General features: G+C 62.4%; 22 protein-coding genes and 1 pseudogene. 19 read left to right on the top strand and 4 right to left on the bottom strand.

Annotated elements, in window-relative coordinates:
- The first annotated feature begins 6 nt into the window (after positions 1–6).
- From CO660_RS10110 to CO660_RS10090, 5 genes are all read left to right on the top strand, one after another.
- On the top strand, positions 7–261 hold the full coding sequence (locus tag CO660_RS10110) for a GlsB/YeaQ/YmgE family stress response membrane protein (protein WP_011425215.1): 255 nt from the start codon (positions 7–9) through the stop codon (positions 259–261).
- Positions 262–284: 23 nt separating this feature from the next.
- Positions 285–533 (top strand): GlsB/YeaQ/YmgE family stress response membrane protein, encoded by a 249-nt coding sequence (locus tag CO660_RS10105; RefSeq protein ID WP_085778064.1) that lies wholly within the window; start codon positions 285–287, stop codon positions 531–533.
- 56 nt (positions 534–589) lie between these two features.
- The gene (gene lipA / locus CO660_RS10100; protein ID WP_097598585.1) at positions 590–1,561 is read left to right on the top strand and encodes a lipoyl synthase; all 972 of its coding nucleotides are present in this window, start codon (positions 590–592) and stop codon (positions 1,559–1,561) included.
- A 219-nt stretch (positions 1,562–1,780) separates the two neighbouring features.
- The gene (locus CO660_RS10095; RefSeq protein ID WP_097598584.1) at positions 1,781–2,383 is read left to right on the top strand and encodes an AAA family ATPase; all 603 of its coding nucleotides are present in this window, start codon (positions 1,781–1,783) and stop codon (positions 2,381–2,383) included.
- Between the two features lie 9 nt (positions 2,384–2,392).
- Entirely contained in the window at positions 2,393–2,845 is a 453-nt protein-coding gene (locus tag CO660_RS10090) for a type II toxin-antitoxin system RatA family toxin (protein WP_097598737.1), read from the top strand.
- A gap of 18 nt (positions 2,846–2,863) precedes the next feature.
- Here the strand turns inward: CO660_RS10090 and CO660_RS10085 are convergent, their stop codons facing one another.
- Entirely contained in the window at positions 2,864–3,364 is a 501-nt protein-coding gene (locus CO660_RS10085) for a CinA family protein (RefSeq protein WP_097598583.1), read from the bottom strand.
- Positions 3,361–4,581: a bifunctional 2-C-methyl-D-erythritol 4-phosphate cytidylyltransferase/2-C-methyl-D-erythritol 2,4-cyclodiphosphate synthase gene (locus tag CO660_RS10080; RefSeq protein ID WP_097598582.1), complete on the bottom strand. Its 1,221-nt coding sequence runs from the start codon at positions 4,579–4,581 to the stop codon at positions 3,361–3,363. The genes CO660_RS10085 and CO660_RS10080 overlap by 4 nt, the downstream gene beginning before the upstream one ends.
- 144 nt (positions 4,582–4,725) lie before the next feature.
- Between CO660_RS10080 and dusB the strand changes: the two genes are divergently transcribed.
- From dusB to hflX, 10 genes are all read left to right on the top strand, one after another.
- Positions 4,726–5,745 (top strand): tRNA dihydrouridine synthase DusB, encoded by a 1,020-nt coding sequence (gene dusB / locus CO660_RS10075; RefSeq protein WP_097598581.1) that lies wholly within the window; start codon positions 4,726–4,728, stop codon positions 5,743–5,745.
- Positions 5,742–6,896, top strand: a complete 1,155-nt coding sequence (locus tag CO660_RS10070) for a nitrogen regulation protein NR(II) (protein ID WP_085778071.1) — start codon at positions 5,742–5,744, stop codon at positions 6,894–6,896. The genes dusB and CO660_RS10070 overlap by 4 nt, the downstream gene beginning before the upstream one ends.
- Positions 6,893–8,344 carry a nitrogen regulation protein NR(I) gene (ntrC, locus tag CO660_RS10065; protein WP_085778072.1) on the top strand — a complete coding sequence of 484 codons (1,452 nt, stop codon included), beginning with the start codon at positions 6,893–6,895 and terminating at the stop codon, positions 8,342–8,344. Before CO660_RS10070 ends, ntrC begins: the two co-directional genes overlap by 4 nt.
- A gap of 242 nt (positions 8,345–8,586) precedes the next feature.
- A complete protein-coding gene (locus CO660_RS33245) occupies positions 8,587–8,793 on the top strand; it encodes a hypothetical protein (protein ID WP_176536261.1) in 207 nt (68 codons plus the stop codon).
- A gap of 125 nt (positions 8,794–8,918) precedes the next feature.
- The gene (locus CO660_RS10055) at positions 8,919–9,908 is read left to right on the top strand and encodes an aldo/keto reductase (RefSeq protein ID WP_085778073.1); all 990 of its coding nucleotides are present in this window, start codon (positions 8,919–8,921) and stop codon (positions 9,906–9,908) included.
- Between the two features lie 215 nt (positions 9,909–10,123).
- On the top strand, positions 10,124–12,394 hold the full coding sequence (locus CO660_RS10050) for a PAS domain-containing sensor histidine kinase (RefSeq protein ID WP_097598580.1): 2,271 nt from the start codon (positions 10,124–10,126) through the stop codon (positions 12,392–12,394).
- Complete coding sequence (locus CO660_RS10045; protein WP_011425228.1) at positions 12,384–13,748, top strand: sigma-54 dependent transcriptional regulator; 1,365 nt, start codon at positions 12,384–12,386, stop codon at positions 13,746–13,748. Before CO660_RS10050 ends, CO660_RS10045 begins: the two co-directional genes overlap by 11 nt.
- 120 nt (positions 13,749–13,868) lie before the next feature.
- Positions 13,869–14,732: a D-amino-acid transaminase gene (locus tag CO660_RS10040; RefSeq protein WP_097598579.1), complete on the top strand. Its 864-nt coding sequence runs from the start codon at positions 13,869–13,871 to the stop codon at positions 14,730–14,732.
- A gap of 111 nt (positions 14,733–14,843) precedes the next feature.
- On the top strand, positions 14,844–15,086 hold the full coding sequence (hfq, locus tag CO660_RS10035) for an RNA chaperone Hfq (RefSeq protein ID WP_003539403.1): 243 nt from the start codon (positions 14,844–14,846) through the stop codon (positions 15,084–15,086).
- Positions 15,087–15,163: 77 nt separating this feature from the next.
- Complete coding sequence (hflX, locus tag CO660_RS10030) at positions 15,164–16,489, top strand: GTPase HflX (protein ID WP_097598578.1); 1,326 nt, start codon at positions 15,164–15,166, stop codon at positions 16,487–16,489.
- A gap of 365 nt (positions 16,490–16,854) precedes the next feature.
- On the opposite strand, the pseudogene mazG reads toward hflX, so the two are convergent.
- Positions 16,855–17,688, bottom strand: a pseudogene (gene mazG, locus CO660_RS10025) (nucleoside triphosphate pyrophosphohydrolase); the annotation flags it as partial.
- A gap of 19 nt (positions 17,689–17,707) precedes the next feature.
- On the bottom strand, positions 17,708–18,295 hold the full coding sequence (locus tag CO660_RS10020; protein WP_097598577.1) for a nucleoside deaminase: 588 nt from the start codon (positions 18,293–18,295) through the stop codon (positions 17,708–17,710).
- A gap of 268 nt (positions 18,296–18,563) precedes the next feature.
- Between CO660_RS10020 and cysG the strand changes: the two genes are divergently transcribed.
- From cysG to CO660_RS10000, 4 genes are read left to right on the top strand one after another with little or no spacing between them, the layout of a single operon-like run.
- Positions 18,564–20,000, top strand: a complete 1,437-nt coding sequence (gene cysG, locus CO660_RS10015) for a siroheme synthase CysG (RefSeq protein WP_097598576.1) — start codon at positions 18,564–18,566, stop codon at positions 19,998–20,000.
- A 2-nt stretch (positions 20,001–20,002) separates the two neighbouring features.
- Positions 20,003–20,317, top strand: coding sequence for a DUF2849 domain-containing protein (locus tag CO660_RS10010; RefSeq protein WP_010014500.1), 315 nt, complete (start codon positions 20,003–20,005; stop codon positions 20,315–20,317).
- 8 nt (positions 20,318–20,325) lie between these two features.
- Positions 20,326–21,996, top strand: coding sequence for a nitrite/sulfite reductase (locus CO660_RS10005; RefSeq protein ID WP_097598575.1), 1,671 nt, complete (start codon positions 20,326–20,328; stop codon positions 21,994–21,996).
- A 10-nt stretch (positions 21,997–22,006) separates the two neighbouring features.
- Positions 22,007–22,519 carry a DUF934 domain-containing protein gene (locus tag CO660_RS10000; RefSeq protein ID WP_085778081.1) on the top strand — a complete coding sequence of 171 codons (513 nt, stop codon included), beginning with the start codon at positions 22,007–22,009 and terminating at the stop codon, positions 22,517–22,519.
- Positions 22,520–22,531: the final 12 nt, after the last annotated feature.

The raw sequence follows: 22,531 nt of genomic DNA, 5'->3' as shown, positions 1-22,531 counted from the left end.
ATCATCATGTCTATGGAGACGCAGGCGTTGCTGGTGTTTTTGCTGATCGGCCTGGTTGCGGGCTTCCTGGCAAGTCTGGTCGTCGGTGGCGGCGGTTTGATCAGATGCCTGCTGAGCGGCATCATCGGCGCCTTCGTCGGCGGCTATCTGTTCAGCGCGCTCGGCATTTCGCTGGGCATTGAAAATGCGCTGGTCGTGCAGATCATCCACGCCACCGTCGGCGCCATCATCGTGGTGCTGGTCGCCAGAGCGGTCGCTTAGCGCAGATTGAGGGCAGGACAGGCATGGAAAGCGTGGGCTGGATTTCGGCAATCATCATCGGCGGACTTGCGGGCTGGCTGGCCGGCAAGCTGATGGATGCACGATATGGAATTTTCCTGAACATCGTGCTCGGCATTGTCGGCTCGGTTGTCGCCACCGCCATCCTCGCCCAGTTTCACGTTCAACTGGCCGGTGGACGGCTCGGCTATTTCGTGACGGGTTTCCTCGGCGCCTGCCTGCTGATATTCGTTGCGCGACTGGTGCGGCGCTAAATTGCGACGCGTCGTAGGGACTGTGCCGCTTAGGGCGGCGGAAAGCTGAGACTGCAATGGTGACCATTCTCGACACGATCAATCCCGACGCCAAGCGCGTGCGCCATCCTGAGAAGGCGCATCGGCCGGATACGGATGTCATGCGCAAGCCGGATTGGATTCGCGTCAAGGCGCCGACTTCCAAGGGCTATGCCGAGACACGCGCCATCGTGAAGGAGCACAAGCTCGTCACCGTCTGCGAGGAGGCCGGCTGCCCGAATATCGGCGAGTGCTGGGACAAGAAGCACGCGACCTTCATGATCATGGGTGAGATCTGTACCCGCGCCTGCGCCTTTTGCAACGTCGCGACCGGCAAGCCGAATGCGCTCGACATGGCCGAGCCCGAAAACGTCGCCAAGGCGGTCAAGGAGATGGGCCTCAGCCACGTCGTCATCACCTCGGTCGACCGCGACGATCTCGAGGACGGCGGTGCCGAGCACTTCGAAAAGGTGATTTGGGCGATCCGTGCCGCCTCGCCGGGAACGACGATCGAGATCCTGACGCCTGATTTCCTGAAGAAGCCGGGCGCCCTGGAGCGCGTGGTCGCCGCCAAACCCGACGTCTTCAACCACAATATGGAAACGGTGGCCGGCAACTATCTGACGGTTCGCCCCGGCGCCCGTTATTTCCATTCCATCCGCCTGCTGCAGCGGGTGAAGGAACTCGATCCCACCATGTTCACCAAGTCAGGCATCATGGTCGGCCTTGGCGAGGAGCGCAATGAAGTGCTGCAGCTGATGGACGACCTGCGCACAGCCGATGTCGACTTCCTGACGATCGGCCAATACCTGCAGCCGACCCGCAAGCACCACAAGGTCGAAAGCTTCGTCACGCCCGACGAGTTCAAGTCTTACGAGACGGTCGCCTACAGCAAGGGCTTCCTGATGGTGGCCTCGAGCCCGCTCACGCGCTCCTCGCACCATGCCGGTGATGATTTTGCCCGGCTGAAGGCGGCGCGTGAGAAGAAGCTGCTGATCGCGGCCGAATAGGGCTGGGTGCTGCGACAGGAGAATATCTCCGGCCTCTAGATCGCCGCCTGCCCCTCATCCGCCTTCCGGCCCCTTCTCCCCGCTTGCGGGGAGAAGGGGACATGCCGCACCCGCTTCCTCAATCTCAACGCTGCGTTTAGCATGTCCCCTCTACCCGTTTACGGGGAGAGGGTTAGGGTGAGGGGCAGCCTTTGGCGCAGATGGACCGAGGATAGCACGATGCACCAGAGAGCGGAGCTGCCACTTCGTCAGGAGATCACCGACATCACCGACCTTGAACGGGCGGCCAAGGGCATTCGCACAGCCCGACGCATTCTCGTGGTGGGCTGCTCGGGCGGCGGGAAATCAACTCTTTCGCTGAAGATCGCCAAGCGGTTCGGACTTCCGTATATTTCGCTCGACCGGGACGTTTTCTGGCTTCCCGGCTGGGTGGCGCGCGACAGGGCGGAGCAGCGAAGAATCATCGCCAGCCGGATCCTCGAAGAACGCTGGATCATGGACGGCACCAACCCGTCCTCACTGGACATCAGGCTGCCGCGGACCGATTTCGTAATCTGGGTCCGCATGCCGAGGCTTCTCTGCATTTGGGGTGCGGTCAGCCGATGGGCGAAATGGATTGGCCGCACACGCCCGGAAATGGCACCGGGTTGCATCGAAAAGGTCGATTTAGAATTCCTGCGGTTCATCTGGACCTTCGAGGAGAAATTTGCGCCGCGTATTGCCGCCGGCCTCGCCGAATATGGCCCCGATGTGCCGGTTCTTCAGCTAAAATCCCGCAGCCGGATGGGCGAACTCCTTGATCTTCTGGACGCGCCCGCTTAAGTGCCGCCTATGCCGCAATTCGAAACGCACCGTTCCGTCCCGCACACGCCCGACCAGATGTTCGATCTCGTTGCCGATGTCGAGCGTTATCCCGAATTCCTGCCGCTCTGCGAAGCGCTTTTCGTCAGGAGCCGCAAGGAGCGCGACGGCAAGATCCTGCTCGTGGCCGACATGACCGTCGGTTATAAGGCAATCCGCGAGACCTTCACGACCCAGGTACTGTTGAACCGGGCCGAGCGCGTCATCGAGGTCAAATATATCGACGGCCCATTCAAATATCTGGAAAACCGGTGGCATTTCGCCGAAACTCCCGCCGGTGGCTGCACGATCAATTTTTTCATCGACTACGAGTTCAAGAGCCGCATTCTGGGCGCGCTGATGGGTTCGATGTTCGATCGCGCCTTCCGCATGTTCACCGAAGCCTTCGAAACAAGGGCGAACAGAATCTACACCAAAGTGTGACGGCGATCGCAGCCGGCGTCAGTCGGGCAGCAGCGAATGCACCATCTCCAGCGCCGTCCGTACCGTTGCCAGCCGCACAGCGCTGCGGCCGATATCGCCGTACAGCATCTTTCGGTGGACGGATGCGCCGGTGCGCGACCTGGCGGCAAGATGCACGAGCCCAACCGATTTTTCCGCGGACCCGCCACCGGGGCCCGCAATGCCGGTGACGGCGACGGCGATCGCAGCGCGCGAGCGGAAGAGGGCGCCCTGCGCCATCTGCCGTGCTGTCTCTTCGGAAACCGCCCCGAAGCCGAGCAGCGTTTGCTCCTGCACTCCGAGCAGCTCCATCTTCGCCGTGTTCGTATAGGTGACGAAGCCGCGGTCAACGACTGCGGACGAGCCCGATATTTCGGTCAGCGCTCCGGCGATCAGCCCGCCGGTGCAGGATTCGGCCGTCGAGATCATCAGCCCGGCAGCGGTGAAGTCGCGGATGATAGCCTCTGCCGCCGCATGGATATCCTCGGGAAAAAGGCTCATCGCTTCATTCCCCGATAGACGACGGTCGCCGTGGCGATCGCCGCAATACCTTCGCGCCGGCCGACGAAGCCGATCTTCTCATTGGTCGTCGCCTTGACCGAGCATCGTTCGAGATCGATGCCGAGATATTCGGACAGTCTTGCCCGCATGGCGTCGCGATGCGGCCCCACCTTCGGCGCCTCGGCGATCAGCGAGACGTCGGCATTCATGATCGTGCCGCCGCGTTCGCGTACAATCCGGGCGGCATGCTCGATGAAGATCTTCGAAGCCGCTCCTTTCCATTGCGGATCGGAGGGCGGGAAATGATCGCCGATATCGCCGGCGCCGCAGGTGGCAAGCAGCGCGTCTGTCAGCGCATGCAGTGCGACGTCGGCATCGGAATGGCCCTTGAGCTTCTGATCATGCGGAATGAACACGCCGCAGAGGGTCACGCCGTCGCCCGCTTCGAGCTGGTGCACGTCATAGCCGTTGCCGGTGCGCACGTCGGGAAGCAGCGGGGCCGACAGCTTGTCGTCGGCCATGGCGATATCGCGCTTGACCGTCAGCTTGACGTTGTCGGGCGTGCCCTCGACGATGGTCACCGGAATGCCAGCCCATTCGGCGATCGAGGCGTCGTCGGTGAAATCGCTTCGTCCGCTCGCCGCCGCCTTCTCATGCGCGTCGAGGATCGCTGCGAAGGCGAAGGATTGCGGCGTCTGCGCTGCATAAAGGTGCTCGCGCGAGACCGTCGTCAGCACGGTGCCGGCGCCGTCGGTGCGTTTCAGCGTATCGGTGACCGGCATGGCCGGCAGCACTGCGTGTGCGCCGTCGCCAAGGCTTTCGGCAATGCGGTCGAGAAGCCCGTGGTCGAAGAAGGGTCGCACCGCATCGTGGATCAGCACATGGCCGACATGCTTGTCCTTGAGGTATCTCAGGCCAGCAAGCACGGACTGTTGCCTGGTCGCGCCGCCATGTACCGTTTCGATCGGCGTTGCCGAGACGATATGGCGAGACGCCTTGGCAAACAGCGCCGCGTCGTCGGGATGAATGACGACGACGATCTGTTTGGCAGCTTCCCATGTCATGAAGTTATCAAGCGTATGGACGATAACCGGCTTGCCGCCGATCATGCGATATTGCTTGGGGCCTTCCGTGGAGGATCCGGCGCGCTCGCCACGGCCGGCGGCAACGATGACAATCCCAGCCGATATTGGTTGCTTGGACGGCATTTGCAGCATAAATCCCCTAAATTATGCGGAATTGACCGGAGTGCTCTAACCTCTTGCTGGAACCTTTTCCAGCATCTGCCCTGAAAAATATCGATTTCGATCCGAGCCCCCTTGGCAAAGGCAATGATCTGTGGCTAAAAATAATGCAGTTCTATGGTGTGCCTGAAAGATAATCATTTGATTTGCAAGGATCTCGCAGCGCCTTTCCGAATCGGACCCGTGTCCGTGCGGAACCGCGTTGTGCTGGCGCCGATGTCCGGCGTCACGGACATGCCCTTCCGCGAGCTTGCCTGGCGCTTCGGCGCCGGCCTCGTCGTTACCGAGATGGTGGCGAGCCGCGAGCTGGTCAATGACACCGCCGAATCCTGGTCGCGCCTGAAGGCTGCCGGCTTCCGGCCGCATATGGTGCAACTCGCCGGGCGCGAAGCGCACTGGATGGCGGAAGCGGCGAAGATCGCGGCCGACCATGGCGCCGACATCATCGACATCAACATGGGCTGTCCGGCAAAGAAGGTGATCGGGGGTTATTCTGGCTCGGCGCTGATGCGCGATCCCGATCACGCGCTCAGCCTGATCGAGGCGACGGTCCAGGCCGTGGACATTCCGGTGACGCTAAAGATGCGTCTCGGCTGGGACGAGAATTCCATCAATGCGCCTGAGATTGCCCGCCGGGCCGAGGCGGCCGGCATCCAGCTGGTTACCATCCACGGCCGCACCCGCATGCAATTTTATGAAGGTCGCGCCAATTGGGATGCGATCCGCGCCGTCCGCGAGGTGATCTCCGTTCCGCTGGTCGCCAATGGCGATGTCGAGACTGCTGATGACGCGCAGGAAATCCTGCGCCGCTCCGGCGCCGATGCCGTCATGATCGGCCGAGGCTGCCAGGGCAGGCCGTGGCATGCCGGCGTGCTCGCCGGAGCAGCAGAACCGCGAGGCGAAGAGATTGCCGATATCGCCGTCGAACATTACCGGATGATGCTCGATTTCTATGGTGAAGCGGTGGCGATCCGTCATGCCCGCAAGCATCTCGGCTGGTATCTTGAGCGGTTTGCTCCCGCGCTTGCCGGTGGCGAGAAGGCAGACATCATGACCTCGCGTGACCCGCGTGAGGTGGCCGCGCGCCTTTATGACGCATTGGCCGCAGGTGCGCTCGACAGCCGGGAGGCGGCATGACGAAGGATACGACATCTCCGCTCGACTACGCCGGCGGAACCGTTGCCATGGCCGTGCTGAACGCCATCCAGAACCCCGTTGTCATGGTCGATGAATCCGGTTTCGTCGCCTTCGCCAATTGGGAGGCGGAAGCATTCTTTGGCGCGAGCGCCTCGCATCTGGCGCGTTATCGGATTTCGACCTTCATTCCCTTCGGCAGTCCGCTGCTCGCCCTGATCGACCAGGTGCGTGAGCGCAAGGCGCCTGTCAACGAATACCGTGTCGACCTGAGTTCCCCGCGCCTCGGCCAGGACAAGCTCGTCGATCTCTATGTCGCTCCGGTCCTGAGCGAACCCGGCGCCGTTGTTATCGTCTTCCAGGAACGCTCGATGGCCGACAAGATCGATCGGCAGCTGACGCATCGCGCCGCCGCCCGCTCGGTCACCGGTCTCGCTTCCATGCTGGCGCATGAGATCAAGAACCCGCTCTCCGGCATCCGGGGTGCTGCCCAGTTGCTCGAACAATCGGTGATCGACGACGACCGGGCGCTGACCCGGCTGATCTGCGATGAGACCGACCGCATCGTCTCGCTGGTCGACCGCATGGAGGTCTTTTCCGACGAACGCCCGGTCGACCGCATGCCGGTCAATATCCATTCGGTGCTCGATCACGTGAAGGCGGTCGCCAAGGCGGGCTTTGCGCGCAATATCCGCATTACCGAGAGTTACGACCCATCGCTGCCGGCCGTCTATGCCAATCGCGACCAGCTCGTCCAGGTCTTCCTCAACCTGGTGAAGAACGCCGCCGAAGCCGTCGGCGACCGGCCGGACGGCGAGATCATGCTGACGACCGCCTATCGCCCCGGCATCCGTCTGTCGGTCGCCGGCACGCGCGAAAAAATCTCGCTGCCGCTGGAGTTCTGCGTCCACGACAACGGCCCCGGCGTCCCCGCCGATCTGCTGCCGCATCTCTTCGATCCCTTCATCACCACCAAGACGAACGGCAGCGGCCTCGGCCTTGCGCTAGTCGCCAAGATCATCGGCGATCACGGCGGCATCATCGAATGCGACAGCCAGAACAGCCGCACGACTTTCCGCGTTCTCATGCCGGCGTCGAAGGACGCCTCGCTCGAGGATGCCTCTTCCGTAAGCTCGACAGGACCTTCTCGATGACAGCCACGATCCTCGTTGCAGATGATGATGCCGCCATACGCACCGTGCTCAACCAGGCTTTGAGCCGCGCCGGTTATGACGTTCGCATCACCTCCAACGCCGCAACGCTGTGGCGCTGGATTTCGGCGGGCGAGGGCGATCTTGTCGTCACCGACGTGGTGATGCCCGACGAGAACGCATTCGACCTTTTGCCGCGTATCAAGAAGGCCCGTCCGGATCTGCCGGTCCTCGTCATGAGCGCCCAGAACACCTTCATGACCGCCATCAAGGCGTCCGAGAAGGGCGCCTATGATTATCTGCCGAAGCCCTTCGACCTGACAGAACTCATCGGCATTATCGGCCGGGCTCTGGCCGAGCCGAAGCGCAAGCCCGCCAAGCTCGAGGAGGACATGCAGGACGGCATGCCGCTGGTCGGCCGCTCGGCGGCGATGCAGGAAATCTATCGCGTGCTCGCTCGGCTGATGCAGACCGATCTGACGCTGATGATCACCGGCGAATCCGGCACCGGCAAGGAGCTCGTCGCCCGCGCCCTGCACGATTACGGCAAGCGCCGCAACGGCCCCTTCGTGGCGATCAACATGGCGGCGATCCCGCGCGACCTGATCGAATCGGAACTCTTCGGTCACGAGAAGGGCGCCTTCACCGGCGCCCAGACCCGCTCGACCGGCCGATTCGAGCAGGCCGAAGGCGGCACGCTCTTCCTCGATGAAATCGGCGACATGCCGATGGACGCCCAGACTCGGCTTCTGCGCGTGTTGCAGCAGGGCGAATACACCACCGTCGGCGGCCGCACGCCGATCCGTACCGACGTGCGCATCGTTGCCGCCACCAACAAGGATCTGAAGCAGGCGATCAACCAGGGCCTGTTCCGTGAGGATCTCTACTACCGCCTCAACGTCGTGCCGCTGCGCCTGCCGCCGCTACGCGACCGCGCCGAGGACATTCCCGATCTCGTGCGCCATTTCATTCAGCAGGCGGAAAAGGAGGGCCTCGGCTCCAAACGCTTCGATCAGGAAGCGTTGGAACTGATGAAGGCATACGCCTGGCCGGGCAACGTCCGCGAGCTGGAAAATCTGATCCGCCGCCTGATGGCGCTCTATCCGCAGGATGTCATCACCCGCGAGATCATCGATGCCGAGCTGCGCTCTGACGTGCCCGACAGCCCGATCGACAAGGGGCCGATCCGCAATGGTTCGATGACGATCGCTCAGGCGGTCGAGGAGAACATGCGCACCTATTTCGCCAGCTTCGGCGACAACCTGCCGCCGCCCGGCCTCTATGACCGTGTGCTGACCGAAATGGAATATCCGCTGATCCTCGCCGCGCTCACGGCAACCCGCGGCAATCAGATCAAGGCGGCCGATCTTCTCGGCCTCAACCGCAACACCCTGCGCAAGAAAATCAGAGAACTCGGCGTCTCTGTCTACAGAAGCTCCCGCACCGCCTGAAGAAAAGGCGGTGGGCTCCTCGTCTGCCCACCGCCACTCCTCCCCAGTATCCGCCGCCACGGTCGGGAACAAAACTTAATCTATCCAAGCTCGGTCGCGATTTGTATCTGCACCGGCAAACAAAAGCGCAGTGTCATCCGGCGGTCACATAGTATTTGCGAGCTATTATTTGCCATCATGCAATGTCATTGAAGTTGCTACGGTCATCGGCGCAGCGCCTGTGGATAAGCTGTGGATAACTGGTGGACGACACGGCTCGATCAGCGGGCGGCAGCATTCCAGAATCCGCTCGCATGTTGCCTATCCGTTCCGAATCTCGTCATCTGCCGGCGCTGCTGTTCGACTTCCGCCGCAACTGTCGTCGCCAGCATGCCATGGGCGCTCCGGCTGATGTCGTGGAGCGCCCTTTTCTTTGCGGCCGAAGCTGCGGCATCCGTGTTGGCGACTAATTTGGCGGCTGCGGCTCGTATATGCTTGCGGACGCCATAGATTATGCGGATCGGTCGCCGATCGATCGTGTGATGCCGACCTCGGTTAACGGTCGGCGCATGTTCTAACCCGCGGGAGCTGCGTGATGGAATATCGTCGTTTGGGAAAATCGGGCTTGAAGGTGAGCGAGTTCTCCTTCGGCTCATGGGTCACTTTCGGCAAGCAGGTGAATGGCGGCGACGCCGTCGACCTCATGCGGCTTGCCTACGACAATGGGGTGAACTTCTTCGACAATGCCGAAGGCTATGAAAGCGGCAAGTCGGAGATCGTCATGGGCGAGGCGCTCAAGTCGCTTGGCTGGAGCCGGGACAGCTTTATCGTCTCGAGCAAGGTCTTCTGGGGAGGCGAGAAGCCGACGCAGCGCGGCCTGTCGCGCAAGCATGTGACCGATGCCTGCCATGCGGCACTCAAGCGGCTTCAGGTCGATTACCTCGACCTCTATTTCTGCCACCGTCCTGATATCGACACGCCGATCGAGGAAACCGTCCGGGCCATGCACGACCTCGTCGCCCAGGGCAAGGTGCTCTATTGGGGGACGTCCGAATGGTCCGCCCAGCAGTTGACCGAAGCCTACGCCGTTGCCCGGGACCTGCGCATCACGCCGCCCACCATGGAGCAGCCGCAATACAACATCTTCGAACGCCAGAAGGTCGAGGCGGACTATCTCCCGCTCTACGACCTGATCGGCCTCGGCACCACCATCTGGTCGCCGCTCGCCTCCGGCGTCCTCACCGGCAAATACAATAACGGCGTGCCGGCCGACAGCCGCATGAATCTGCCCGGCTATGAGTGGCTGAAGGAGAAATGGTCGAGCGATGCCGGCCGCGCTCAGCTCCGACAGGTCGGCGAACTCGCAAAACTCGCCGACGAGATCGGCTTGTCGATCACCCATCTCGCGCTTTTGTGGTGCCTCGCCAATCCCCACGTTTCGACCGTTATTCTCGGGGCCTCGCGGGCCAGCCAGCTGCAGGATAATCTCGCGGCGCTTTCGCACAGGCACAAGCTCACGGCCGATGTGTTGGAGCGCATCGATGCGATTGCCGGAAACAAACCCGAGGGGCCGCGTCGCTTCTAGGTGAGTCCCCAAAACTGTGACGCTACGGGTGCCTTGCCTTGACAACGTGACAAGCCGCGTTGCATTTTCGCCACAATGCGTTGCTTAAAGGTCACGCAAGGGTTTTGGACATTTCGCTCCCGATCGAGTCGTTCCGACGCTGGCTCTGCCGAGCCGGCGTTCTTTGGTTTCGATCGGGTGGCGGGACGGCGGGGTGCCGTCTGAAGAGAGGCCGAATGACGCAGGATGGGGTAGCGCCGGCGGCGGCGGGCGAGACGGTGACGACGGTGACCGATCGCCGCGCCCTTTTCGCCGTGCCTGGCCTCGTGCTCGCCGGCGGCGCGCTGCTCTGCGCCACGATTACACTCTTCATACTGCTCGGCCTGACGCCCATCGCGCCGACCTCTCATGTCGTCGTCACTTCGGTGATCGTCAATTCCTTCTTCGTCCTGACGCTGCTGGCGCTGATCGCCCGCGAGGTGGCAAGGCTGCTCAAGGCGCGCACACGGGGCCGGGCGGCCGCGCGCCTGCATATCCGTATCGTCGTGCTCTTCTCGATCGTCGCGATCACGCCGGCGATTCTCGTCGCCATCTTCGCCAGCATCACGCTGAATGCCGGCCTCGATCGCTGGTTTGCGCTGCGCACCCAGTCGATCGTCAGCTCGTCGCGCAATATCGGCCAGGCCTATATGATGGAGAACGCCAGCTACCTGCAGGGGCAGACGGTCTCCATGGCCAACGACCTGGAGCGCAACCGCGCTCTCTACAGTCTCGACAGGACGGGATTCGCCGAACTGATGACGCGCCAGGCAAGGGGCCGCGGCCTGCTCGGCGCCTTCCTTGTCGAAAGCGACGGTTCGGTGGTCGTCCAGGCCGATATCGCCACGGAAAAGCCGTTACCGGCCATTCCGCAGGACGCGTTGCAAAAGGCGGCGGCCGGCCAGCCGACCCTGATCCCGCCCGGCGTCACCAACCTCGTCGGCGCCATCATCAAGCTTGACGCCATCCAGGGCACGTTTCTCTATACGGTGCGCGCGGTCGATCCCAAGGTCATGGGCGCCATGCGCATGATGGAAGAGAACGCCACCGAATATCGCTCGATGGAAGCCAACCGCTTCTCGCTGCAGATCGCCTTCGCCGTGCTCTATATCGGCTTCGCGCTGATCGTGTTGCTTGCGGCGATCTGGACGGCAATTGCCGTCGCCGACCGCATCGTCCGGCCGATCCGCCTGCTGATCACCGCGGCCGACAGCGTTGCATCGGGCAATATGGATATCGTCGTGCCGGTGCATGCCGTCGATGGCGACGTCGCCAATCTGTCGCGCACCTTCAACAAGATGATCTCGGAAATCCGCACCCAGCGCGACGAGATCCTCGAGGCCAAGGACGAGGTCGACGACCGCCGGCGCTTCATCGAAGCGGTTTTGTCCGGCGTTACCGCCGCCGTCATCGGCGTCGAACAGGATCGCCGCATCGCCATCGTCAACAGTTCGGCCGAGACGCTGATGTCGCTGTCGGCCGACGAGATGCTCGGCAAACAGCTGACCGACATCGCGCCCGAGGTCGACCAGGTGCTGACCGAGGCGGCGGTGCGCCATCGCGGCGATTTCCGCAAGCAGATCGCCCTGGTGCGCGGCGGCACGGTGAGAACGCTGAGCGTGCAGGTCACCCGCGAAGAAGTGCGCGATATGAGCGAATCCTACGTGATCACGCTCGACGATATCACCGATCTCGTCATCGCCCAGCGCTCGACGGCCTGGGGCGACGTGGCGAGGCGCATTGCCCACGAGATCAAGAATCCGCTGACGCCGATCCAGCTGTCCGCCGAGCGCATCCAGCGCCGCTACGGCAAGCAGATCAACCAGGACGACCGCACCGTCTTCGATCAGTGCACCGATACGATCATCCGCCAGGTCGGCGATATCGGCCGTATGGTCGACGAATTCTCCGCTTTCGCCCGCATGCCGAAGCCAACCAAGGAGCCGAGCGACCTGCGCGACATCCTGCGCGACGCGATCTTCCTGCGCGAGATGGGCAATCATCACGTCACCTTCCTCTCGGAGTTCGGCGATAAGCCGCTGGAGGGCCTGTTCGACAGTCGCATGCTCGGCCAGGCTTTCGGAAACCTCATCAAGAATGCCGTGGAATCGCTGGAAGCCGTTCCGAGCGACGAGCGCGACGAGCGCAAGGTCCTCGTGCGCGCCGCGCTCGATGCGGCCCGCGACCGTTTCACCGTAGACGTCATCGACAATGGCCGCGGCCTGCCGGTGGAAAACCGTCACAGCATCCTGGAGCCCTATATGACGATGCGCGAGAAGGGCACCGGGCTCGGCCTCGCCATCGTCAAGAAGATCATCGAGGAACATGGCGGGCAGCTCGAGCTGCACGATGCGCCCGCCGATTTTGACCGGGGAAGAGGGGCCATGATCCGCGTGCATCTGCCACGCCTGGAGCCAGCGCCCTCCGCTCCCGCAGCCAATGACAAGGAAAGCGCTTATGGCCTCTGATATTCTCGTCGTCGATGACGAGCACGATATTCGCGAGATCGTTTCCGGCATTCTCTCCGACGAGGGCCATGAGACACGCACGGCCCATGACAGCGACAGCGCACTGGCGGCGATATCAGATCGCGTGCCGCGGCTGATCTTCCTCGATATCTGGATGCAGGGCAGCAAGCTGGACGGCCTATCGCTGCTCGACGAGATCAAGACCCGTCATCCCGATCTCCCCGTCGTGATGATCTCAGGCCACGGCAACATCGAAACCGCGGTCTCGGCAATCAAGCGCGGTGCTTTCGATTTCATCGAAAAGCCCTTCAAGGCCGACCGGCTGATCCTGATCGCCGAACGCGCTCTGGAAAATTCAAAGCTCAAGCGCGAGGTTTCCGAGCTGAAGCGGCGCACCGGCGACGCCCTGGAGCTGATCGGCACCTCGGTCGCCGTCTCGCAGCTGCGCCAGACGATCGAGAAAGTGTCGCCGACCAACAGCCGCATCATGATCCTCGGCGCGTCCGGTTCCGGCAAGGAGCTGGTAGCGCGAATGATCCACAAAAAGTCGGCCCGCGCCAACGGGCCGTTTGTCGCGCTCAACGCCGCCAACATCACGCCCGATCGCATGGAAGTGGCGCTCTTCGGCACCGAAGGCACGCCCGGCCAGGCGCGCAAGATCGGCGCACTCGAGGAGGCCCATCGCGGCATCCTCTATCTCGACGAGGTCGGCGAGATGCCGCGCGAGACCCAGAACAAGATCCTGCGTGTGCTTGTCGATCAGCAGTTCGAGCGGGTCGGCGGATCGAAGCGCGTCAAGGTCGACGTCCGCATCATTTCCTCGACCGCCTATAATCTCGAAAGCCGCATTGCTGAAGGCTGGTTCCGCGAGGATCTCTATCATCGCCTGGCCGTCGTGCCGGTGCGCGTACCACAGCTTGCCGAGCGGCGCGAGGACATTCCCTTCCTCGTCGATCAGCTGATGCGCCAGATTTCCGAGCAGGCCGGCATTCGTCCGCGCCGCATCGGCGACGATGCCATGGCGGTGCTGCAGGCGCATGACTGGCCGGGCAACATCCGCCAGTTGCGCAACAATATCGAGCGGCTGATGATCCTTGCCCGCACCGACGGCCCCGATACGCCGATCACCGCCGACATGCTGCCGACCGACCTCGGCGACATGCTGCCCAAGGTTTCGGCCAAGAACGATTATCACATCATGACGCTGCCGCTGCGCGAAGCCCGCGAGATGTTCGAGAAGGATTATCTGATCGCCCAGATCAACCGCTTCGGCGGCAATATCTCGCGCACCGCCGAGTTCGTCGGCATGGAGCGCTCCGCGCTGCACCGCAAGCTGAAATCGCTTGGTGTCTAGAGCACGATGCCGAAAAGTGTCAGCGGTTTTCGGGCAACATCATGCTCGACTATTTGATCTAGCAGGCGCGGCAGAGGCCGCGCCGTATCCCCCTATCGCTTCCCAGAAGATCAGTTTCCCATGCCGAGAATCGCTTATGTGAATGGCCGTTACGTCAAGCATTCCGATGCGAGCGTGCATATCGAGGACCGCGGCTATCAATTCGCCGACGGCGTCTATGAGGTCTGCGAGATCCGCCACGGCTATATCGTCGACCTTACCCGCCATCTGAACCGTCTCGACCGTTCGCTCGGGGAACTCAGCATCGCCTGGCCGATGAGCCGGGCCGCACTGACGCAGGTTATTCGCGAGACGCTGCGCCGCAACCATGTACGCAACGGGCTCTTCTACCTGCAGGTGACGCGCGGTGTCGCCCGCCGCGACCATGTCTTCCCGGCCGATGGCACGCCGCCCTCGCTCGTCATCACCGCCAAGAGCACCGATCCGAAGATCATCGCTGCCAAGAATGCCAACGGCATCAAGGCGATCACTGTCACCGACAACCGCTGGGACCGCGTTGACATCAAATCCGTCGGCCTGCTGCCGAATGCCATGGCCCGCCAGCAGGCCAAGGAAGCCGGCGCTCAGGAGGCGATCTATGTCGACGGCGACGGCATGGTAAAAGAAGGGGCGGCGACCAATGTCTGGATGGTCGATTCGGATGGAACGCTGATAACTCGGCCGGCCGAACACGGCATCCTGCGCGGCATCACCCGCACCACTTTGATCGATGTCGCGGCCAAGCTCGGATTGCCGATCGCAGAGCGGAATTTCTCTGTTTCCGAAATGCTCGCGGCCCGCGAGGTCTTCCTCACTGCAGCCACAAGCATCTGTTTTCCGGTCGTTTCCGTCGATGGCCTGCCTATTGCCAACGGCCATCCGGGCAGTGTCTCGCAGAAAATCCGCGAAGCCTTTTTCGACGTTGCGGAAAAGATTGCGATTTGATACCAAGATTTGCTGGACTGGCGGAACGAGGGTGCTGCCGGTCTTGCATGGAGAGGTTGATTGATATTCTACCGGCCAACTCGGGTCGGCAATAAAGAAAGAAGCGGCGCGATGGCGGAACGTTCTCAGAATCTGCAGGACTTATTTCTCAATACTGTTCGCAAGCAAAAGATTTCCCTGACAATCTTTCTGATCAACGGCGTGAAACTCACCGGCGTTGTTACTTCCTTCGATAATTTCTGTGTTCTGCTTCGCCGTGACGGCCACTCGCAGCTCGTGTATAAACATGCGATCTCGACGATCATGCCCGGTCAGCCGATGCAGATGTTCGAGAGTGAAGAAGCCGCGTCCTAACAGGATCAGCCGTCATTTCGACACGCGATACCAAGAACGATTCGATCATCCCTGAGGCCGCCAAGCACAGGGACGATATGCGCGCGACCGTCGTCGTGCCGGTTCTGAAATCGCGCAATCGCGGCGGCCAGACCGAATCGGCCTCGACCCGCACCCCGGAAAGCCGGCTGGAAGAGGCGACGGGCCTTGCCCAGGCGATCGACCTCGACGTCGTCAACGGATCTATCGTTCCGGTCAACGATCCGAGACCGGCGACGCTGCTCGGCACCGGCAAGATCGAGGAGATCAAGGCGCTGCTCGACGAGCGCGATTCCGGTCTCGTCATCGTCGACCATCCGCTGACGCCGGTGCAGCAGCGCAATCTCGAAAAGGAATGGAACGTCAAGGTTATCGACCGGACGGGCCTGATCCTGGAAATCTTCGGGCGCCGCGCCTCCACCAAGGAAGGCACGCTGCAGGTCGATCTGGCCCATCTGAATTATCAGAAGGGCCGGCTGGTCCGCAGCTGGACCCACCTCGAACGCCAGCGCGGCGGTGGCGGTTTCATGGGTGGCCCCGGCGAAACCCAGATCGAAGCCGACCGGCGGCTGCTGCAGGACCGCATCATCAAGCTCGAACGCGAGCTGGAGCAGGTCGTGCGCACCCGCCAGCTGCACAGGGCGAAGCGACGCAAGGTGCCGCATCCGATCGTGGCGCTCGTCGGTTACACCAATGCCGGCAAATCGACTCTCTTCAACCGCATTACCGGCGCCGGCGTGCTGGCCGAAGACATGCTCTTTGCCACGCTCGACCCGACGCTGCGCCGCATGAAGCTGCCGCATGGCCGCACCGTCATTCTGTCCGACACAGTCGGCTTCATCTCGGACCTGCCGACCCATCTCGTCGCCGCCTTCCGTGCCACCCTGGAAGAGGTGCTGGAAGCCGACCTCATCCTGCACGTCCGCGACATGTCCGATCCCGACAACCAGGCGCAGAGCTCCGATGTGATGCGCATTCTCGGCGACCTCGGCATTGACGAGGCCGAAGCGGAGAAGCGGCTGATCGAGGTGTGGAACAAGATCGACCGGCTGGAGCCTGAGGTTCACGACGCCATGGTGCAGAGGGCGGCCGGCGCCAGCAACGTCATCGCAGTGTCGGCCGTCAGCGGCGAGGGCGTCGACACGCTGATGGAAGAGATCAGCCGTAGGCTCTCCGGCGTGATGACCGAAACCACGATCCGCCTTCCCGTCGACAAGCTGGCGCTGCTGCCCTGGCTTTACGACCACGCGATCGTCGATGGCCGCGAGGACAATGAGGACGGCTCGATCACGCTTGATCTGCGCCTGTCGGAAACCGAGGCAGCGGAGCTCGAGCGACGCATCGGCAACGGCCCGAAGCCTGCTAAAGAGGATTGGGAGCGGTAAGGCGGGCTTTTTCCCTTTTCCTCAGCGGGGCGCGAAGGACGGGTCGAGACCCGCGGCTCGACCCCAGGCGGTGGCCCGAAGGGTCGGATGAGGGGGCCACACGGCAGAACATCCATTGTTGCCCTTCGCTTGCGCTCGGTGCCTCGCTCCTATCGTCGCTCGCCCTCATCTGCCTGCCGGCATCTTCTCCCCGCTGTGGAGAAGGGACTCGTGGCAATGCGTTGCTCCTCAGTCCGCCTCTAGTTTAGCGAGAAGCAACCTCAGTCTCCGTCATCCTCGGCCTTGAGCCGAGGATCCATGCCACTGGCGCTGATGGATGCGGTGTGGATGCTCGGCTCAAGGCCGAGCATGACGGAGGGTGGGGCTGCCGTCACAGCCCGCTCGATCGCCTTGGCCGCCTGCCAGATTTCCTCCATCCGCTCCAGCGTCGCATCCTCCAGCGTCTCGCCTTCTGCTTCAAGAACATTCTCTATATGACTGAAGCGACGACGGAATTTTGTGTTCGTGCCGCGCAGCGCCTGTTCCGGGTCAGCCTTGACATGCCGGCCGATATTGACGACCGCGAAGATAAGGTCGCCGAGTTCGTCGCTAACCTTGGCGCGGTCGCCGTCGCGAAGTGCCGCCCTTAATTCTCCGATCTCTTCCTCGATCTTGTCGAGGATCGGCTCGGGGGCCGACCAGTCGAAGCCGACTTTGGCGGCGCGTTCCTGCAGCTTCAGCGCCTCGGTCAGAGCCGGAAAACTGCGCTGCACCGAGCCAAGGAAGCCACCCTTGAAATCCTCGGTGATGCCGCGCCTGGCCCGGCGCTCGGCGCGCTCGCGTTTTTCGGCCTGTTTGATTTCGTCCCATTGGATCTTCACTGCATCAGGTGTATCGGCGGCCGAGCGGGCAAAGACGTGCGGGTGGCGGCGGATCATTTTGGTGGTGATGGCGTTGACCACGTCGCCGAAGGAAAATTCGGCGGCTTCCTCGGCCATGCGGGCGTGGAAGACCACCTGCAGCAACAGGTCGCCGAGTTCGTCGCAAAGATCGTCCATATCGCCGCGCTCGATCGCGTCGGAGACCTCATAGGCTTCCTCGATCGTATAGGGCTTGATCGTTTCGAAGGTCTGCTCGATGTCCCAGGGGCAACCGGTCTCGGGATGGCGTAGCGCTGCCATGATATCGATCAGTCGCGAAATATCTTTCGAAGGTTCCATGTTGCCTCGGTTGGCGGCCTCAGTTCAGGGGAATGTCGTTGTCGTTCTTCGACGATTGATAGGTGGAAGACAGCGTGTCGTAGCGCGCCTTGATGCGGGCGGTCTGCGCCTTCAGCGCCGTTTTCCGAGAAACCTCCTCGGTCTCGACCAGATCGGCGATGGCAAAACTGTTCCAGAAGGCGTTCTGCCTGCGATAGCCGCCGGGTTCAAGCCCGAAGACCTCTTTCAGGATCTTCAGGTCGTGCGGAATGGCGAAGGCATCGCGCGAGTCCTCGTGGCTGAAGAAATAGTAGAAATTGTCGAACCCCGCCCAGGTGATCGCCGACATGCACATGGTGCAGGGTTCGTGCGTCGACAGGAAGATCAGCTCCTTGGACGCCGGCTTGTCGCCAAGCTCGTAGAAGCGCTTCAGCGTATGCACCTCGCCATGCCAGAGCGGATTGTCGAGCTCGTTATTGGTCTCGGCGACGACGAGCGATAGATCGGATTTGCGCAGGATCGCCGCGCCGAACACCTTGTTGCCCAAGGAGACGCCGCGTTCAGTCAGCGGCAGGATATCGTCCTCGATGACCGAAAGCAGGCGGGCGGCGATGGTCTTGTCAGCCATTGATGTCTCCGGTTTTTCTTTCAGTCTATCGTCTTGGCGGCACGAGCGAAATGCGGCAAACGCCGGTGGACGTTGTTTGTCACAGGCTTTACACTGCACCGCAACAAAGAGAGTGGGAACAGGTGGTTGTCGTCAGCACGGTTGACTTTTCTCAAATCGCCGATGAGGCGAGCAAAAGAATACGCGCTTGCCGGGGCTTTCGGATTTCTGTTCCTTCAATCGCTTGTCGATCACGGGCATATTCTGGCAACTTCGAAGTGGATTGGTAATGTCTCCCAAGACTGAGCAGCTTTCGGTATTTCCAGCCTTCTTTCGCGTGGAAGGCCAGAAGACGGCTGTCTTCGGCAATGGCGACGAGGCTTTCGCCAAGGTGCGGCTGCTCTTGAACACAAGGGCAAGGATCGTCGCCTATACCGACCGGCCGCAAGCCGATTATCATGCCTTCCTGATCGCCAATCGCATCGAGACGGTGCGCGCCGGCTTTTCCGCCGGCCAGGTCGAGGGTGCGGCCCTGGTCTTTGCCGCCACCGGCGATGAGGCCGAAGATCGCCGCATCGTCGACGCCGCGCGTGCCGCGAAGATCCCGGCCAATGCCGTCGATCAGCCCGATTACTGCGATTTCTTCACGCCGGCGCTCGTCAATCGCGCTCCGGTCGCCGTTGCGATCGGCACTGAAGGGGCAGGGCCGGTGCTGGCGCAGATGATCCGCGCCCAGATCGACCAACTTCTCTCTCCTTCGCTCGGGCGCCTGGCCGCGCTGGCGACGAGCTATCGCAAATCGGTCGAACAGATCGTTCCGCGTGGCGTCTCCCGCCGGGTGTTCTGGCGCCGGTTCTTCTCCGGCCCTGTTGCCGACGCAGTCACCAACGGCAACCTGCCGCAGGCCCGCCACGCTGCCGACCGGCTGCTGGGTTCAGTGGACAAGGTCGCCGGCCATGTATGGCTTGTCGGCGCCGGTCCGGGGGCGGAGGACCTGCTGACGCTGCGCGCCCAGCGCGTGATGATGGAAGCCGATGTTATCGTCTACGATGCGCTCGTGCCGCAGACAATCGTCGATATGGGCCGCCGCGATGCCGAGCGGCTTTCCGTCGGCAAGCGCAAGGGCTGCCATTCGAAGTCGCAGGAAGAGATCAATGAACTGCTGGTCGAACTCGGCCGCCAGGGCAAGCGCGTTGTGCGCCTGAAGTCGGGCGATCCGCTGGTCTATGGCCGGGCAGGCGAAGAGATGGCCGCGTTGCGCGCCGCCGGCGTCACCTATGAGGTCGTGCCCGGCATCACCTCGGCCTTCGCTGCCGCTGCCGATTTCGAGCTGCCGCTGACGCTGCGCGGTGTCGCCTCCTCGCTCGTCTTCACGACAGGCCATGATCTCACCGGCGACGTGCTGCCCGATTGGGCAAGCCTTGCCGTCTCGGGCGCGACGATCGCCGTTTACATGGGCCGCACGGTTGCCGCCTCGGTCGCCGAGCGGCTGATGCAGGCCGGCATTCCCGCGGAGACCACGGTTGCCGTCATCGAGAATGCCAGCCGCACCGAGCGCCGGCTGCTGCATGGCACGCTCGCCGATCTGCCCGATCTGCAGCACCGCGACGAGCTGACTGGCCCTGTGATGGTCATTATCGGCGATGCGGTCGCCGGCGCCAATTTCGAACTGTCCGAGCCGCTGATGCGCGAGAACGCCCGGCTTGAGGAACTTGCAAGGAGCTGAATATGGGTGACAAGGTCCTGACCGCCAACCGGCTGACGGACGGCATTGCCGTCTGGCTGGATGCCAACGGCAAATGGTCGACCTCGCTGCAGGAGGCGCTTGTCGCCCGTCACAACGAAGCCGTCGAAGCATTGGAAGCCATTGGCAAAAAGTCCTATGCCGATAATGAGGTCGTTGACGTGGCCGTCGTCGACGTTCAGGAAACCAATGGCATTCTGTGGCCGCTTCGCCTTCGCGAGCGCATCCGCGCGCAAGGGCCGACCATGGAATACGCACCGGGCTACGCTCCTGCCGATCCCGAATTCATTGCAGTCTGAGGAAGACGATGTACCGTTACGACGAATTTGATCATGCCTTTGTCAGCGAGCGCGTCGAGCAGTTCCGCGACCAGGTTCAGCGCCGCCTTTCCGGCGAGCTGGCCGAGGATGCGTTCAAGCCGCTGCGCCTGATGAACGGCGTCTATCTGCAGCTTCATGCCTATATGCTGCGAATCGCCATTCCCTACGGCACGCTGAGCGCGCGCCAGCTGCGCATGCTCGCCCATATCGCCCGCAGCTATGACCGTGGCTATGGCCACTTCACCACGCGCCAGAACCTGCAGTTCAACTGGCCGAAGCTGTCTGACATTCCCGATGCGCTGGCCGATCTGGCAAGCGTCGAGATGCATGCGCTGCAGACCTCGGGCAACTGCATCAGAAACGTTACCGCCGACCACTTCGCCGGGGCTGCCGCCGACGAGATCGCAGATCCCAGGCCCTATGCGGAAATCCTGCGTCAGTGGTCGTCCGTTCATCCGGAATTCTCCTTCCTGCCGCGCAAGTTCAAGATCGCCGTGACCGGCGCCGAGCGCGACCGCGCCGCCATTCAAGTCCATGATATCGGCCTGCACCTGAAGAAGAACGACAAGGGCGAGATCGGCTTTGCCGTCTATGTCGGCGGTGGCCAGGGCCGCACGCCGATGATCGCCAAGCTGATCCGCGACTTCCTGCCCGAGGAAGACCTGCTCTCCTACACCACGGCGATCGTACGCGTTTACAATCTGCACGGAAGGCGCGACAACAAGTACAAGGCTCGCATCAAGATCCTCGTGCATGAGACCGGTGCGGAGGAACTAACGCGCCAGGTGGAGGCCGAATTCGCGGCCTTGAAGGATACGGAACTCAAGCTGCCGGAAAGGGACGTCCAGGCGATCGCCGCCTATTTCGCGCCGCCTGATCTACCCGCCCGCGCCGAGGGCTGGGAAAACCTCGCCCGCTGGAAGAAGGCCGATCCGGCTTTCGCCCGCTGGGTCCAGCAGAATGTGCAGCCGCACAAGAACCCCGATTACGGCATGGTGACGATCTCGCTGAAGCCGATCGGCGGCATCCCGGGCGATGCCACCGACGCTCAGATGGATGCGGTCGCCGATCTTGCCGAGGAATATGCCTTCGACGAAATCCGCGTCAGCCATGAGCAGAACCTGATCCTGCCGCATGTGGCGTTGGCCGATCTCGAAGCGGTCTATCGCGGTCTTGTCGCCATCAATCTGGCCGAAGCCAATGCCGGCCTGATCACTGACATTATTGCCTGTCCGGGGCTGGACTATTGCGCACTTGCCAATGCGCGCTCCATTCCGGTCGCGCAGGAAATCTCCCGCCGTTTCGGCAATCCCGAACGCCAGGCTGAGATCGGCGAACTGAAGATCAAGATCTCCGGCTGCATCAATGCCTGCGGCCATCACCATGTCGGCCATATCGGCCTGCTCGGTGTCGAGAAGAAGGGCGCGGAACTCTACCAGATCACGCTTGGCGGTTCGGGCGACGAAAATACCTCGATCGGCGAAATCATCGGCCGCGGCTTCGAGCCGGACCGGGTGACTGATGCGATCGAGACGATCGTCGACACCTATCTCGGCCTGCGGCTTGATCCGTCCGAAACCTTCCTCGCCGCCTATCGCCGCGTCGGGCCGCAGCCTTTCAAGGATGCGCTCTACGGCTCGGCCGCCGAAGCGGCATAAGGAGGGGATGATGACGAAGATCTGGAGAGAAACCGGTTTTGTCGACAACGATCCCTGGGTGATCGAAACCGATGAGGTGAAGGCAACAGGCGAGCAGAAGCCGCTGCTCGGCCTCGACGAGCTGATCGCCAGGGCCGACGAGAGCAATGATGTCGGCCTCGGCGTGCTGATAAAGCCGGCAGACGACGTGCGCCGCCTTGAGCCCTACCTCGACCGCCTTGCAATCGTGGCGGTCGCCTTTCCCGCCTTCAACGACGGCCGCGCCTTCAGCCATGCCTCGCTGCTGCGCCAGCGGCTCGGTTACGGCAACGAGCTGCGCGCCGTCGGCGACGTGCTGATCGATCAGGTGCCGCTGATGCTGCGCGTTGGCATCGACAGCTTTGCCGTGACCAACGCCACGGCGCTGAAGCGGCTCGCCGAAAATCGTCTGCCCGCCATTCCCCATCATTATCAGCCGGCGGTGCGTGACGCCGAAGCCGGCAAGGGCTATAGTTGGCGCCGTCAGGCGAAGCCGGCCGCATAAGCGACGGGTCCG

Source organism: Rhizobium sp. L9, from assembly GCF_002531885.1.
Lineage (GTDB): Bacteria > Pseudomonadota > Alphaproteobacteria > Rhizobiales > Rhizobiaceae > Rhizobium.
The sequence above is the reverse complement of the archived record's forward strand: the minus strand, read 5'-3'. Positions and strand labels throughout refer to the sequence as shown.